This is a genomic window from Bradyrhizobium sp. CCH5-F6, from assembly GCF_001556045.1.
In the GTDB taxonomy this organism is placed as follows: domain Bacteria; phylum Pseudomonadota; class Alphaproteobacteria; order Rhizobiales; family Xanthobacteraceae; genus Bradyrhizobium.
The window spans coordinates 1-15,237 of sequence record NZ_LSIC01000078.1 but is presented as its reverse complement, the minus strand read 5'-3'; the positions used below and the strand labels follow the sequence as shown (position 1 = coordinate 15,237).

At 64.9% G+C, this 15,237-nt stretch carries 13 protein-coding genes and 1 pseudogene; 8 read left to right on the top strand and 6 right to left on the bottom strand.

Features of this window, described 5'->3' with window-relative positions:
* Positions 1 to 260 precede the first annotated feature (260 nt).
* From AX729_RS14300 to AX729_RS14285, 4 genes are all read right to left on the bottom strand, one after another.
* Entirely contained in the window at positions 261 to 1,373 is a 1,113-nt protein-coding gene (locus AX729_RS14300) for an ABC transporter permease (RefSeq protein ID WP_061024024.1), read from the bottom strand.
* A gap of 2 nt (positions 1,374 to 1,375) precedes the next feature.
* The gene (rbbA, locus tag AX729_RS14295; protein ID WP_061024022.1) at positions 1,376 to 4,147 is read right to left on the bottom strand and encodes a ribosome-associated ATPase/putative transporter RbbA; all 2,772 of its coding nucleotides are present in this window, start codon (positions 4,145 to 4,147) and stop codon (positions 1,376 to 1,378) included.
* Positions 4,144 to 5,211, bottom strand: coding sequence for an HlyD family secretion protein (locus AX729_RS14290; RefSeq protein WP_061024248.1), 1,068 nt, complete (start codon positions 5,209 to 5,211; stop codon positions 4,144 to 4,146). Before AX729_RS14290 ends, rbbA begins: the two co-directional genes overlap by 4 nt.
* A gap of 237 nt (positions 5,212 to 5,448) precedes the next feature.
* Positions 5,449 to 6,654 carry an ABC transporter substrate-binding protein gene (locus tag AX729_RS14285; RefSeq protein ID WP_061024020.1) on the bottom strand — a complete coding sequence of 402 codons (1,206 nt, stop codon included), beginning with the start codon at positions 6,652 to 6,654 and terminating at the stop codon, positions 5,449 to 5,451.
* 166 nt (positions 6,655 to 6,820) lie between these two features.
* Between AX729_RS14285 and AX729_RS14280 the strand changes: the two genes are divergently transcribed.
* The 4 genes and pseudogenes from AX729_RS14280 (at position 6,821) to AX729_RS14270 (ending at position 10,265) form a co-directional block, all read left to right on the top strand.
* Positions 6,821 to 7,588, top strand: coding sequence for a FadR/GntR family transcriptional regulator (locus AX729_RS14280; RefSeq protein ID WP_502686909.1), 768 nt, complete (start codon positions 6,821 to 6,823; stop codon positions 7,586 to 7,588).
* A 54-nt stretch (positions 7,589 to 7,642) separates the two neighbouring features.
* Positions 7,643 to 9,256, top strand: a complete 1,614-nt coding sequence (locus AX729_RS14275; RefSeq protein ID WP_061024247.1) for an acyl-CoA synthetase — start codon at positions 7,643 to 7,645, stop codon at positions 9,254 to 9,256.
* A 15-nt stretch (positions 9,257 to 9,271) separates the two neighbouring features.
* A pseudogene (locus AX729_RS41655) lies at positions 9,272 to 9,487 on the top strand (alcohol dehydrogenase catalytic domain-containing protein); the annotation flags it as partial.
* 121 nt (positions 9,488 to 9,608) lie between these two features.
* A complete protein-coding gene (locus AX729_RS14270) occupies positions 9,609 to 10,265 on the top strand; it encodes a zinc-dependent alcohol dehydrogenase family protein (protein WP_245325166.1) in 657 nt (218 codons plus the stop codon).
* Here AX729_RS14270 and AX729_RS14265 read toward each other — a convergent pair.
* Together AX729_RS14265 and AX729_RS39630 are read right to left on the bottom strand one after the other, a co-directional pair.
* Entirely contained in the window at positions 10,262 to 11,212 is a 951-nt protein-coding gene (locus AX729_RS14265; protein ID WP_061024016.1) for an AraC family transcriptional regulator, read from the bottom strand. The two genes, AX729_RS14270 and AX729_RS14265, sit on opposite strands and share 4 nt — an antisense overlap.
* A 249-nt stretch (positions 11,213 to 11,461) precedes the next feature.
* On the bottom strand, positions 11,462 to 11,602 hold the full coding sequence (locus tag AX729_RS39630) for a hypothetical protein (RefSeq protein ID WP_156456952.1): 141 nt from the start codon (positions 11,600 to 11,602) through the stop codon (positions 11,462 to 11,464).
* A 100-nt stretch (positions 11,603 to 11,702) separates the two neighbouring features.
* On the opposite strand from AX729_RS39630, the gene AX729_RS14260 reads away from it, so the two are divergent.
* The 4 genes from AX729_RS14260 to AX729_RS14245 all read left to right on the top strand — a co-directional run.
* Positions 11,703 to 12,506 (top strand): MBL fold metallo-hydrolase, encoded by an 804-nt coding sequence (locus AX729_RS14260; RefSeq protein WP_061024014.1) that lies wholly within the window; start codon positions 11,703 to 11,705, stop codon positions 12,504 to 12,506.
* A 158-nt stretch (positions 12,507 to 12,664) separates the two neighbouring features.
* Complete coding sequence (locus AX729_RS14255; RefSeq protein WP_061024012.1) at positions 12,665 to 13,681, top strand: alpha/beta fold hydrolase; 1,017 nt, start codon at positions 12,665 to 12,667, stop codon at positions 13,679 to 13,681.
* Between the two features lie 15 nt (positions 13,682 to 13,696).
* Positions 13,697 to 14,644, top strand: coding sequence for a fatty acid desaturase (locus AX729_RS14250; protein WP_061024010.1), 948 nt, complete (start codon positions 13,697 to 13,699; stop codon positions 14,642 to 14,644).
* Between the two features lie 269 nt (positions 14,645 to 14,913).
* Positions 14,914 to 15,237 (top strand): response regulator (locus AX729_RS14245; protein ID WP_197433602.1); only part of this gene is annotated, 324 nt, incomplete at its 3' end.

Sequence of the window (15,237 nt, the reverse complement as noted above, 5' to 3'; positions counted from 1 at the left end):
ATGGCCCGCGATGAGCGGGCCATTTCTGTTTTGGGCACGGCATTGGCGATTGCTCAGCCCTGCGAAGGGGCGCGCCACTCAACGCAAGCCAAGTGAAACGAGCGAAGGGCGATGAGTTGAGCGGACTGCGCTCCCGCCCCACTCAGGGTGGCCGCAGGCACGATCCTGCCCGACAGATCAAATAAATCCCTCAGCCAAAACAAGGACATCGCTACTGTGCATGGGGTTGTTTTCACCGTTTTGAAGCGCTGCCCTTCGCGTCACGCCAGGAACGCTCTGAACCGGCGCAACGCGATCACGAAGAAGATGCTGCCGATCACGGCGAGCGCGAGGAGTTGCGGCCAGACCGCCTCCAGGCCCGCGCCGCGAAACAGGATCGCCTGCGCCAGCATCACGAAATGCGTGTTGGGCGCCGCCAGCATGATGTCCTGGACGAATTGCGGCATGCTCTCCCGCGGCGTCATGCTGCCCGACAGGGTTTGCAGCGGCAGCAGGGTCATGATCAGCAGCAGTCCGAACTGCGGCATCGATCCGGCGACGGTGGCGAGGAAGATGCCCATGCTGGTGGTGGCGAACAGCTGCAGCGCCGCGCCGACCAGGAACAGCGCCAGCGAGCCGTCGATGGTGACCGCCAGCCAGCCCTTGACGACGAAGGCGATCGACAGCGCCGAGGCGAGCAGCACCACCGCTCCCATCGACCAGACCTTGCTCACCATGATCTCCAGCGGCGTGACCGGCATCACCAGCAGATGCTCGATCGTGCCGTGCTCGCGCTCGCGGATCAGCGCCGCGCCGGTCAGGATGATCGAGAGCATGGTGATCGAGGTGATCACGTGATCGATGGCGCCGAACCACGACTTCTTCAGTTCCGGGTTGAACCTCGCCCGCAGGGTGAGCTCGATCGGCGGGGTCTGCGCATTGCGCGTCCGCGCCAGGAACTCGGCGATTTCCGCGCTGACGATCTGCTCGATATAGCCGCCGCCGTTGAACGCCTGCGAAATCCGCGTTGCGTCGATGTTGAGCTGAATCGCCGGCGACTTCCGTGCCAGCAGGTCGCGCTGGAATTCCGGCGGAATGTTCAGCGCAAACGTGTCGAGCCCCGCGTCCATCCGCCGGTCCATTTCATATTGCGAGATCAGGCGCGGCGCGGAAAAGTACGGCGGCGTGAAGGCCAGTTCGATGCGGCTGGAAACCGGGGAACGGTCCTCGTCGACGATGGCGATCGCGGCGCGGTTCAGGGTTTCCGGCAGCGCCTTGGCCCCGGCATAGATTGCGAGCGTGAAGGAATAGACGATCAGCACGAGCAGCATGGGGTCGCGCACCAGGCCGCGCAATTCCTTGATGCCGAGTTGAAACACGTTGTCGAAGCGCATGGTCAACGGGCCTGTTTCTTCAGCAGCATTGCGCCGGCCGCCATCAGCACGGGCACCATGATGGCGAGCGCCAGCAGATCGTTGTGGAGGGTGTCGAAGCCGAGGCCCTTGGAGAAGGTGCCGCGCGAGATCGTGACGAAGTAGGTGGTGGGATAGAGCCGCCCGATCGCGGCCCCCAGGCCCTGGAGCGACGAGACCGGATCAATCAGGCCGGAATACTGGATGGCCGGTATCAGCGTGATCAGCACGGTGCCGAACAAGGCCGCGATCTGGCTGTTCATGAAGGCCGAGATCACCAGCCCCAAGCCGGTCGTGGCCGTGACGTAGAGCAGCGCGGCCAGCGCATAGGTCGGAAAGCTCCCGGTGAAAGGCACGCGGAAGACGGCGAGGGCAAAGCCGACGAGGAGGAGAAAGTTTCCGAATGCCAGCACGACATAGGGCAGCTGGGTGCCGAGCAGGAACTCCAGCCGTGTCACCGGCGTCACGTAGAAATTGACGATCGATCCGAGCTCCTTCTCGCGCACAACAGCCAGTGCGGCGAGCACGGCAGGAATCATGACCAGCAGCAGCGGGATGATGCCCGGCGCCATGGCGACGACGCTGATTACATCAGGATTGTAGCGATAGCGCAGCTGGAGCTGGTAGGCGCCGGCGATGGCAGCATCGCCATAGAGCTCGCGGCCTTTCTGTGCGAGCCAGCTCGCGTGGATCGCCTGGGCGTAGGAGCGCAGCGTCTCGGCCCGCGTCGGATTGGCGCCGTCGACCCAGGCGCCGATCTCGACATGGCGGCCGCGGCTGACGTCGCGGCCGAAACCCGGCGGCAGCTCGATGGCGAGGCCGATCTCGCCGGCGCGCATGCGGCGGTCGAGATCGGCGTAGTCTGTGATCGGGGGCTTCTCGGTGAAATAGCGCGAGCCCGCGATCTGAAGGCTGTAGTCGCGGCTGATCGCGCTGTCGTCGCGGTCGAGCACGGCGAAGGTCAGATTCTCGACGTCCATGCTGATGCCGTAGCCGAGCACGAACAGCAGCAGCACGCTGCCGAGGATCGCGAGCGTGGCGCGGATCGGATCGCGCCGCAGCTCGAGCGTTTCGCGCCGGGAATAGGCGAGCATGCGCGTGGGATTGAATCTCGCGCCGTGCTTGCGCGGAAGCGCCGCGGTCTCCGCGGGCGCCGGCGATCCGACCGCAGGCGGTCCGGCTGAGTCCCCGGTGTCGGCGATCGCTGCCTCCAGGCAGGCAATGAAGGCCTCTTCCAGCGTGGCCGTGCCGTGCGCAGCCACGATGGCTGCGGGCGAGTCCGAGGTCAGCACCTTGCCGGCATGCATCAGCGAGATCCGGTCGCAGCGCTCCGCCTCGTTCATGAAATGAGTCGAGACGAAAATGGTGACGTTGTCCTTGCGGGAAAGCTCGGCCAGGATCTGCCAGAAGCGGTCGCGAGCGACGGGATCGACGCCGGAGGTCGGCTCGTCGAGGATGAGAATGTCCGGCGCATGGATCATGGCGACCGCCAGCGACAGCCGCTGCCGCAGCCCGAGCGGCAAGGCGTCGGGCAGGGCATCGACGACGTCGGCAAGATCGAACCGGGCGATCATCTCGCGGATGCGCGGCGCGATCGTGTCCGCCGGCAGATCGAACAGCCGCGCATGCAGATCCAGGTTCTGCGCAACCGTGAGCTCCGAATAGAGCGAGAAGCCCTGCGACATGTAGCCGATGCGCCGCCGCACCGACATGTCGCGGGCGTCGATGGTGTTGCCGAACAGCCGCGCGGTGCCTTCGCTGACGGGCAGGAGGCCGGTCAGCATCTTCATGGTCGTGGTCTTGCCGCAACCGTTCGAGCCGAGAAAGCCGAAGATCTCGCCCTTCCTGATGCGGAAGCTGACGTCGTCGACGGCAACGAAGCCGTTGAACCGTCGGGTCAGGTGGTCGGCTTCGATCGCGATCTCCTCGTGACCTTCGCCGCGCGGCGGGATGACGACATCGATATGGTTGCTGCGCTCCGTGTGGGGCAGGAGACGGATGAAGGCCTCATCGAGTGTATCGGCGCCGGTCTGCCGTTTGAGTTCAGCGGGCGTGCCGGTCGCCAGCACGCGGCCGGCGTTCATCGCGATCAGGAAATCAAACTGCGCAGCTTCTTCCATGTAGGCGGTCGAGACGATCACGCTCATGCCGGGCCGGCCGTCGCGGATCGAGGCGATCAGTTCCCAGAACTGGCGGCGCGACAGCGGATCGACGCCGGTGGTCGGCTCGTCCAGGATCAGGAGTTCGGGATCGTGGATCAGCGCGCAGCACAGGCCGACCTTCTGCTTCATGCCGCCGGAGAGTTTTGCCGCCGGCCGGTCGGCAAAGGGCGTGAGCCCGGTGTCGCGCAGCAGGCCGGCGATCCGCCTGTTCCGCTCCGCCTTGTCGTGTCCGAACAGGCGGCCGAAGAAATCGATGTTCTCGAACACCGACAGTGTCGGATACAGGTTCTTGCCGAGGCCCTGCGGCATGTAGGCGATGTCGGGGCAGACCATGCGGCGGTGGCGCGCGCTCGCCATGTCGCCGCCGAGCACGTGGATGCGCCCCTGCTGGATCTCGCGCGCGCCCGCGATCAGGGCGAGCAGGCTGGATTTGCCGACGCCGTCGGGGCCGATCACCCCGACCATGCAGCCGGACGGCAGGTCGAGCGTGATGGACTCGAGCGCCCGGGTCTTGCCGTAGCTCAGGCCCACGCCGTCCAGCTGCACCACGCTGCCGACGGCAGCCGGCGCTTCGGCTGCGGCAGTCGTGCTCATCGTGTCAGCTTGATTTTGAGGTTGTCGGGCCATTGCGCGGCCGGATCGAGCTGCACATAGGCCATGCCGGGCAGGCCGGTCTTCACATGCTCGATGTGCTGGCGCAGCAGATCGGGCGCGATATGCGCCTTGATGCGGAACATCAGCTTCTGGCGTTCCTCCTCGGTCTCGACCGTCTTGGGCGTGAACTGCGCGACGTCGGCGACGAAGCTGGCTTTGGCGGGAACCACATATTGCGGGATGGCGTCCAGCACGAGGCGAACCTCGGCACCGATCGCGACGCGGCCGGCATCGGCCGTCGGAAGGAAGAACGTCATGTAGACGTCGCCGAGATCGACCATGTTGAGGACGCGGCCCCCGCCAGCGAGCACCTCGCCGGGCTGGGACACGCGATACTGCACGCGACCGTCGCGCGGCGCCTTCAGCACGCTGTCGTTGAGGTCGGCGTTGATGCTTTCGATCGCGGCTTTGGCCGCGTCGACCGCGGCGCCGGCATCGATCACCAGGGCCCGCGCGGAGCTGATCGCAGCTTCCGATGCCGCCACCTGGGCCTGCGAAGCAGCGAGTGCCGCCTTCGCCGTGGCGTTGGCGGAGCGATCGTCGTCCAGGACCTGCTGGGACACCGCACTCGTCTTGATCAATTGTTCGGACCGGTCGAGCTTGCGGCTCGTGGTGTCGAGCTGGGCGATGCGCTGGTCGACCACGGCTTCGGCGGCCTTGCGTTCGGCCTCGCGCTGGTTCACCAGGCTCTTCGCGGTCTCCACATTGATCATGGCGCGCTGGAGCTGCGCTTCGGCCTGGCGGCGCTGGGCCTGCAGCTGCTCGGTGTCCATGCGTGCCAGAACCTGGCCCGCGCTGACGAAGTCGCCTTCGTTGACCAGGATCTCGCGGATTCGTCCCGGCGTCTTGGTGGCGATGTCGATCTCGACGGCCTCGATGCGGCCGTTGCCGCGGGCGAACCCCGGTGGCAGTGCGTTGGTGTCGCGGTGCTGCCAATAGTAATAGCCGCCGCCCGCGAGCAGGATGGCGAGCGCGGCGACAACGCGACCGGGTGTAAAGTTCATCTGTTCATAACGCCGTGCGGCGGCGCCCATTGTTGAGACACGAACGCCCGGCCGCAGATCGTGCGGAAGGGCTGACTCAACATTGCAGCGAACTCCGCATCGCAACTTGATGCAGATCAGCCCGCGGCGCGAGGCGTCCTGCCTCTATTTTGGGCCTGCGCTCATGACCGCTCGTCCGCCTCGAGCGGACGAGCGAGACTCGCTGAACGGATTACTATCGGCTCGATTCGGGCCGTCTCACTTCACCAACGGGCAGCCACCGTCCTTCAGCGGGCGGAACGCCTGGTCGGCGGGAACTTCGGCGAGCAGCTTGTAGTAATCCCACGGCCCCTTCGATTCCTCCGGTTTCTTCACCTGGAACAGGTACATGCTGTGCACCATGCGGCCGTCCTCGCGCAGGGTGCCATTGTCGGTGAAGGCGTCCCGCACCGGCAGCTCGCGCATCTTGGCCATCACGGTCTTGGTGTCGCGGGTGCCGGCGGCCTGCACCGCCTTGAGGTAATGCAGGGTCGCACTGTAGGTGGCGGCCTGGTTCATGGTCGGCATGCGCTTGACGCGCTCCAGGAAGCGCTTGCCGAAAGCGCGGGTCTTGTCGTTGAGGTCCCAATAGTAAGCCTCGGTGACGATCAGCCCTTGCGCAAGCTTGAGCCCGAGGCTGTGCACGTCGGAGATGAACATCACGATCGCAGCCAGGTTCTGGCCGCCGGCGACGATGCCGAACTCGCCGGCCTGCTTGATCGCGTTGATGGTGTCGCCGCCGCCATTCGCGAGGCCGATGATCTTGGCCTTGGAAGCCTGGGCCTGAAGCAGGAACGAGGAGAAGTCCGCCGTGTTGAGGGGATGCTTGACGCTGCCCAGCACCTTGCCGCCGGAGGCCTTCACGACGTCACCGGTGTCGCGCTCGACCGAATGGCCGAACAGGTAGTCCGCGGTCAGGAAGAACCAGGTGTCGCCGCCGTTCTTGACGATGGCGCTGCCGACGGTGTGCGCGTTGGCGTAGGTGTCGTAGGTCCAGTGCGCGGTGTAGGGCGAGCAGGATTTGCCGGTGATGTCGGAGCTCGCCGCATCCGTCACGATCATGATCTTCTCGTACTGCTTCGACAGCTCCATCACCGCGAGCGCGGTCGCCGATGTCGGCAGATCGATGATCATGTCGACGCCTTCGGTCTCCCACCATTTGCGCGCGATGGTGGAGGCGACGTCGGGTTTGTTGAGCACGTCGGCACTGAGCATCTCGATCGGCTTGCCGAACATCTGCCCGCCAAAGTCCTCGATCGCCATTTTGGTGGCCTCGACATTCCCCATGCCGCCGATGTCGGAATAGACGGACGAGAAGTCGGAGAGCACGCCGATCTTGAGCGGTGCCTGCTGGGCCGAGGTGGGGGTGATCAAGGCAGCCGACAGCAATCCGGCCGCAGACACGAGTGCCGCGATAGGTCTCATTGGATACGTTTCCTCTTATGCGGGGCTATTCTGTCCCTTTGTCCGACAAAGCTAGAACCACGTTCCGGCAGAGTCAATTTCTTGCGTCTGAGGCTCAAATGCGAGAGTTTGACGCATTCTCCGGACAGGCATACAGTTTGTCGGACAATCGCCAATGGAGTTTGATGTGCCTGTCGCTCCGCTGTTTCGCCCGATCGATGTTGCGCCCGCCTATCAGAAGGTCGCCGACGCCATCGAGCGCGAGATCGTCAATGGCCGCATCAAGCCGGGCGATCCCATCGGCACCGAGCACGATCTGGTCCGCCAGTTTGGCGTCAATCGCTCGACCATTCGCGAGGGCATCCGCGTGCTGGAGGAGGGCGGGCTGATCCGGCGCGATTCCTCGCGCCGCCTGCACGCCTGCCTGCCGCGCTACAGCAAGCTCGCGAGCCGCCTCAGCCGCGCGCTGGTCCTGCACGAGGTTACCTTCCGAGAACTGTACGAGGCCTCGATGACGCTGGAGGTCGCCAGCATCGAGGGCGCGGTGGAACGGGCGACGGAGGAGAACATCGCCGAGCTCGCCGGCAATCTCGCGCGCAGCGAGGCCGTCGTCGGCGATGCCGCGATGCTTGCCGAATGCGATGCCGAATTCCACGTTCTGGTCGCCAAGGCCTCGCAGAACCGCGTGCTCCAGCTCGCGCGCGAGCCGGCAGCGCAATTGTTCTATCCGACCACCGAGATGATCGTGACCGGTGTCGCCGAAGGCGGCCCGCGCCTCGTCGCGGCGCACCGCCATCTCATCGATGCGATCCGCCGCCGCGACCGCGAAGCCGGCGTGCTGTGGACGCGCCGGCACTTGCAGGACTGGCGACGCGGCTTCGAGAAGATCGCTTCTCTCGATCGCTCGGTCGAGCACATGTACATGGAGCACGCCCAGGCAACCCGGCGCCGATAGCGCAAGATTTCAAACGATAGATCCAACAAATAAAGACATCACATGGAGGAACACATGACCGGCGACACCGCAGCCATCATCTCGAAAGCGCGCGAGCATTCAATCGGCGATCTCTTGCGCCGCTCGGCGGGCCGGGAACCGAACAAGCTCGCGGCAAGCTGCGGCGACGTCAGCTGGACCTTTGCCGAGATGGATGCGATCTGCAACCGGCTCGGCCGCGGCCTGCTCGGCCTCGGCGTCAGGAAGGGCGACCGTGTCGCCGTGCTCTCGCGCAACTCGCACGCCTTCGCGGCGCTGCGCTTCGCGGTGGCGCGGATCGGCGCCGTGCTGGTGCCGATCAATTTCATGCTCAACCCGGACGAGATCAATTTCATCCTGAAGAGCTCCGGGGCAAGGCTGCTCGCGACCGGACCGGACTTCGTCGAGCAGGCTCGCGCGGCCAGCGCCCGGGATTGCGCGGTCGAGAAGATGATCTGGCTGCCGGGCGAGGATGTGGCGACGGCGCCTGCGGGCCTCACCACCTTCGATGATCTCCTGCATGCCGACGGCTCGTTCCTGGAGGCATCCGTCGACAGCCGGGACCTGGCGCAGATCGTCTACACCAGCGGCACGGAGTCGCTGCCCAAAGGCGCGATGCTGACCCATGAAGCCGTGATGTGGCAGTATGTCAGCTGCATCATCGATGGCGGCATGAGCGTGGAGGACAAGTTCCTGCACGCGCTGCCGCTCTATCATTGCGCCCAGCTCGACGTCTTCCTGGGACCGCAAATCTATCTCGGCGCCTCGGGCGTCATCACCGGCAAGCCGACCGCCGAGAACATCCTGACCCTGATCCAGGCCCACAGGATCACCTCGTTCTTCGCGCCGCCGACGATCTGGATCGCGATGCTGCGCTCGCCGAACTTCGACAAGACGGATCTGTCGACGCTTCAAAAAGGCTATTACGGCGCCTCGATCATGCCGGTGGAGGTGCTGCTCGAGCTCCAGCGCCGCCTGCCCAACGTCAAGTTCTGGAATTTCTACGGCCAGACCGAAATAGCGCCGCTCGCAACCGTGCTGCGGCCGGAGGACCAGCTGCGAAAGGCGGGCTCAGCTGGCAAGCCCGTGCTCAACGTCGAGACGCGCGTGGTCAACACGGCGATGGAGGACGTCAAGGTCGGCGAAGTCGGCGAGATCGTGCACCGCTCGCCGCATTTGCTCTCCGGCTATTACAACGATCCGGTGAAGACCGCGGCCGCATTTTCCGGCGGCTGGTTTCACTCGGGAGATCTCGCCACCGTCGACGACGAGGGCCACATCACTGTGGTCGATCGCGTCAAGGACATGATCAAGACCGGTGGCGAGAACGTCGCGAGCCGCGAGGTGGAGGAGATGGTCTACCGCATCCCCGCAGTGTCCGAGGTCGCCGTCGTCGGCCTGCCCGATCCGCGCTGGATCGAGGCGGTGACCGCGATCGTCGTGGTCAAGAGCGGCGAGACGCTGGACGAAGAGTCCGTCATCAAGCACTGCGCCGGCCAGATGGCACATTTCAAGGTGCCCAAGCGCGTCATCTTCGTCGACAGCCTGCCGAAGAATCCGAGCGGAAAGCTGCTCAAGCGCGAGCTGCGCCAACGCTTCGTCGGCGGCGAGACGCTCGACAAGGCGATCCAGAAGAATTTCGGGACCTGAGACGGAGCGATCGCCATGAAAGCCTGGCAGGTGACACGCGATTGGTCGATCGAGGGGATGGATCTGGTCGATCTGCCGGACCCGACGCCCGGCCCCGGCCAGGTCGCGGTGCGCATGCGGGCGGCGTCGCTGAACTATCGCGACCTGCTCACCGTGCAGGGCAAGGGCGGCGTTTCAAGATTGCCGCTCATTCCGTTCTCGGATGGTGCGGGCGAAGTGGTCGCGGTGGGCGATGGCGTGACCCGCGTCGCGGTCGGCGATCGGGTCTCTCCGATGTTCTTCCAATCATGGGGCGGCGGCCAGCCGCCGTTACGCGCTCGGCGGCACGCGGCCGGGCGTTCTGCAGGAGGTCATGGTGCTCGATGCCGAGGGCGTCAGCCACATCCCTCCGCATCTGTCGTTCCAGGAGGCCGCGACGCTGCCTTGCGCCGGGCTCACCGCCTGGCGCGCGTTGTTCGAGGAAGCGAAAGTGCAGCCCGGCGATACCGTGCTGGTGCAGGGCACCGGCGGCGTTTCGATCTTCGCGCTGCAATTCGCAAAGCTCGCCGGGGCGAGCGTGATCGTGACGTCGTCGAGCGACGAGAAGCTCGAACGTGCCCGGGCGCTCGGAGCCGACCACACCATCAACTACCGGTCAGTGCCGGAATGGGGCAAGGTCGCGGCTGAGTGGACCGGCGGCGGCGTCGACCACATCGTCGAGGTCGGCGGCAAGGATACGTTCTCGCAATCGCTGGAGGCCGCGCGCGTCGGCGGCACCATTCTGGTGATCGGCATACTCACGGGCGCATCGCAGCAGATCGCGATCTCGAGCCTGTTCGCCAAGAACCTGCACGTCATCGGCCTCTCCGTCGGGAGCCGCCGCATGTTCGAGGCCATGACGAGAGCGATCGGACGCAATGGGATGAGACCGGTGATCGATCGTGTGTTCAGCTTCGATGCCGTGCCGGACGCGATGCGGCTGATGCAGCACGGCGGCCATTTCGGCAAGATCGTGGTCGAGTTCGCCTAGTTGGTCCCGCCGGACAGCTTGCGGACATCGTCGGGCGTCTGCCCGAAGCGGCGGCGAAACGCGCGGTGGAAGTAGGAGACGTCGTGGAAGCCCGCGAGATGCGCTATCTCGATGATCTTGCGCATGCGCATGGCGGGATTTCGCAGCAGCCGGTCGGCGCGGAGCAGCCGCTGCTCCAGTACGAAGCTGCTATAGGTGATGCCGGCCCGCTCGAATAGCAGCTGGATGGTGCGCGGGCTGATCCGGTGAGCGGCCGACAGGCCGGTGAGCGACAGCGCGGGGCTGGCCAGTTGGGCCAGGATGTCGGCCTTCAGGGTTTCGAGGCGGGCCGCAGCAAGTCCGCGCGCGCGAGCTTCCTCCGCGACGTCGCCGCGGGCTCCGATCATCAGCACAGCGAGATCGAACAAATGCTGCGAGACCGCGTCCAGCTCCGCGGCCGCGAGCTTGTCGGCATACATATGCGCGAGGTCGTAATAGCGGAGGTACATCGACGTGATCGGATTGGCGCCGGGGATTGAACCTGCAATCAGGTCCTCGGCATTCGGGCACGCGCGCAGCAGGGCCTTGCGCGGCAGCAGCGCGGTCTTGAAATTGCCATGCCCGATCTGGGTGATCTGGGCGCCCTTGATCGAGGGGTCGCCGATCGTGACGTCGCCTGCGGCAACCTCCAGCGCACGATGTCCCATGGCTCCGCTGAGTGCCGAATTGGGCGACATCGTAATCACCAATTCGTCGTTGGTCCCCAACGACACGAAAGAGATCGGCGAGCCGAAGGAGGCCGAGAGCCTGAGGCGGGGCAGAATGGCCGGCGCAATGGTCCGGTGAACCCGCCCGTCGCCCACCGGCACGAAATCGACGTTCGCCACCTGACGGCAAAACTGCTCGCGCCATCGTTCATAGGCCGGACCGTTCGGGTCGCCGTCGAATGAGAGTTGAGGCTGGATCATCGGTCGGGTGACAAACGTTCGTCGGTCATCTGTCGCAGATTGTATTTCCGTACGGCGAACTGCGGCAACCAGAAAGGCCCGGGATTGCGCGAAAAGCCACCCGCAACTGCGCAATGGGCCAGCGACCGGGTGCCGCAGCCAAGTGCCCTCGGATCGCGCCAGGCGATGCCCCAACTTGCCGGCTTTCCGCCCGACGGATCGGTCTCGATCGGCAGTCTGCGCCGTGACGTCGGTGCTGTGCGCTGAAGCTCAAGACTTCTTCGCTGTCGCCCCGAAGGCCAGCCAAAGAGCGATCGACGCGAGCCCGGAGCCGCCGAGCACCTGCATCGGTACGACGCCCCACCATCCCGTGACGAAAAAGGCGAGCACGCCGCGGATCGGCAGGAACATGGCGCTCGCCGCGTTGGTTCCAACCGCTGCTGCCGGTCATCGATCTTGCCGGGCGCTTGCCTGCAATGTCATCCTGCGTTCTTCCAACGGAGCGGGAGTTATGTCTCTCTGGACCTGCGAAACCTGCGGCGCTCAATTTCCCTCACGCGGAGCACCGCCCGGCTCCTGCCCGATTTGCGAGGACGAGCGGCAATTCGTGAACTGGAAGGGGCAGACCTTTCTGACGCGCGAGGAGCTCGCGCGGACGCACCAGGTCGTGGGACGAGACGATCTCGGCCTCACCGGCATCGGGATGGAGCCGAGCTTTGCCATCGGGCAGCGCGCACTGCTGGTGCCTCAAGACGACGGCTGCGTGATGTGGGATTGCATTCCACTCGCATCCGATGAGGCCATCCAGTACGTCGCGGCACTCGGCGGGTTGAAGGCCATCGCGATCTCGCATCCGCATTACTACGGCGCGGTCGCCGACTGGAGCGACACGTTCGGCGGCGTACCGGTCTATCTGCATGCCGACGATCGCGCCTTCGTCACACGGCCTCATCCGGCGATTGTGCACTGGACCGGCGAAAGCCATCGCATCTCCGACGACGTGCTGCTGCTGCGCACCGGCGGCCACTTCCCGGGTGCCACCGTGCTGCACTATGCGCGCGGTGCGGAGGGCAAGGGCGCGCTGCTCACCGGGGACGTCGCCCAGGTGACGATGGACCGGCGCTTCGTCAGCTTCATGTATTCCTACCCGAACTACATGCCGCTCAACGCCGCCGCGGTACGGCGGATCGCGGCAGCGGTCGAGCCGTTCGCCTTCGACCGGATCTACGGAGCCTGGTGGGGCCGCAACATCGCCGCGGGCGCCAAGGCCGCCTTTGCGGCGTCGGTGGCGCGCTATCTGTCCGCCATCGCCTGAGCGGGTGTACGGATCGGATTTATCTTGCCGGCTTCTAATAACTGTACTAAAAGTACAATTATAAATCTGATGCAACGACGCATCGGCGGGGGCCGGCATGATCGATGCATCGCGCAAGCCACAGGGGTTTTGCGACCTCCGTGACGGGAGCTGTATGCATGACGGCGCAGCGTGACTATGAGGTTTTCGAAGCCGGCGACGTCTTGCTCCAGTGCGGGACCGTCTTTCCCTCGCTGAAGCTCGCCTACAAGACCTATGGCGAGCTGAATGCGGCCAGGGACAACGTCATCCTCTATCCGACCTCGTTCAGCGCGCAGCACATTGATACTGAATGGCTGATCGGGCCGGACCGCGTACTCGATCCCACGCGTTATTTCATCATCATCCCGAACCTGTTCGGCAACGGCCTGTCGTCCTCGCCCTCGAATACGCCCGCGCCCTTCCCCGAGGTGACCTATCACGATGCCATCGCGGTTCAGCACCGGCTGCTCATTGAGCGCTTCGGCATCTCGAAGCTGGCCCTGGTCTATGGCTGGTCGATGGGCGGGATGCAGGCCTATCACTGGGCGGCGCTGCACCCTGACATGGTCGCGCACGCCTCGGTCGTCTGCGGCAGCGCCCGTTGTGCACCCTACAACTACGTGTTCCTGGAAAGCGTGAAGGCCGCGCTCACTGCCGACCCTGCCTTTCGCGATGGCCGCTTCGCCGAAAAGCCCGTCGCCGGCTATCGCGCCATGGGGCGCGTCTATGCCGGCTGGGCGATGTCGCACGGCTTCTATCGTGACGAGCTCTGGCGTGAGGTCGGCTTCACCTCGCTCGAGGACTATCTCGTCCGTGCCTGGGACGCGACATTTGCGCGGCGCGACGCCAACGACCTCCTGGCGCAGATCGGGATCTGGCAGAATGGCGACGTCAGCCGCTGCCCGACATTCGCGGGTGATTTCGATCGGGCGCTGGGGGCGATCAAGGCTCACATGCTGCTGATGCCGGGCGCGACCGATCGCTATTTCGACGTTCGCGACAACGAGGACGAACTCGGCCGGCTGGTGAACGCCAAATCCGCCGTGCTGCATCCGATCCCGTCGCCGCATGGGCATCGCGCCGGCAACCCCGTCAACAATCCGCGCGACCTGGCCTTCATCAAGGCCGAGATCGCCGAGCTTCTCCGCAAGTAGGCCAGGCAATCCATCATGAGCGACGCAACCGTTTCAGACAACAGCCATCGCCTCAAGCCGCTGACGCCGGCCATGCTGCGCGAATTGTCGGTTCGCTCCGACCCCAGGGGTGCGGCGCAGAGCCTCGGTCATTACGGCGTGATCTTGCTGGTCGGCGCCCTGATCTGGAAGGTTGCGTCGACATGGGGCGTGCTCTGGGCGCTGCCGCTGATGGTGGTGCAGGGCTATGTCGTCGCCTTCCTGTTCATGGCGGTGCACGAGACCGCGCACAAGACCGCGTTCAAGAGTCGCTCCCTCAATCTCGTCGTCGGCCATCTGTCGGCCTTCCTCATCGGACTGCCCTACGAATATTACTGCCTGTTTCATTGGGACCACCACCGCTACACCCAGGATCCGGAGAAAGACCCGGAGCTGATCGTCGGCGTGAAGCCGACCTCCGACACGCAGCTCGCGCTCGCCTATAGCGGCCTGCTTCAGGTGGCCGGCCGGCTGCGGCTGATGCTCGGCCATGCGGTCAGCGGCAAGGTCACCGTGCCCTGGATCCCCGAGAGCAAGCGCGCCGCCGTCGTGGCGGAGGCGCGAATCTATACCGCGCTCTATGCACTGCTGCTCGCGCTCTCACTCTGGCTTTCCTCGGCGCTGCTGCTCTGGGTCTGGGTCGTGCCGCTGATGATCGGGCAGCTCTTCCTGCGGCCCTACCTCTATGCCGAGCATACCGGCTGCGACCGCACCCGCAGCGCCTTCCACAACACCCGCACGACGTACACGGGCGCGTTCGTCAAATGGTTCGCGTGGAACATGCCCTATCATGTCGAGCACCACGCCTATCCCTCGATCCCCTTTCACGCGCTGCCGAAGCTGAACGAGATCGTCGATGGCGAGATCGTCCATCGCGGCCGCGGCTATATCAGAACGACGCGCGAGACCTGGGCTTGGTTTCGCCGGCAGCGGCCGGCCGGCTAGTCGCGCGCACCTCTCCCGCACGCGCTTGCCAGCTCCCGATAGAAAGCTTCATGACACGTTCATCACACGCGCACATCGGACGCGTCATTCCAATACCGTTTCGCCAGACGGCCGCGAAGTGATCAAAATAATCTATTAAAATCAAAGGTTTGGATGGCTACGAAACGTGGCTAACAAATGCTTCCCGATAGGGAAAGTTTTAGCCGTCTTGTATTCACGACCAAGCGAGGCCGCCGCTCTAGCGTGCAAGCCATCAAGGGAGATTGATGATGAGCGCGACGAGAGGCCGTCTTCTTGTGGTCGACGACGACCTGGTGCAGCGGGTTTTGATCAGCAAGATCGGCTCGAAGCTCGGATACGATTCCGTCGTTGTTCCGTCGTACGAGGCTGCAACCGAGCTTCTGGCGCGTGAAGCCTTCGACGTCATGGCGCTGGACCTGTCGCTCGGCGAGCGGGACGGGGTGGAGCTGTTGCGCTTCGTCGCGGAGCGAAACCTCCGCGCGATGGCGATCGTGATCATCAGCGGCTGCGATGATCGCATCATGAAGGCGACGCGCCGGGTCGCCACCGGGCTGAAGCTGCATCTCGGCGGG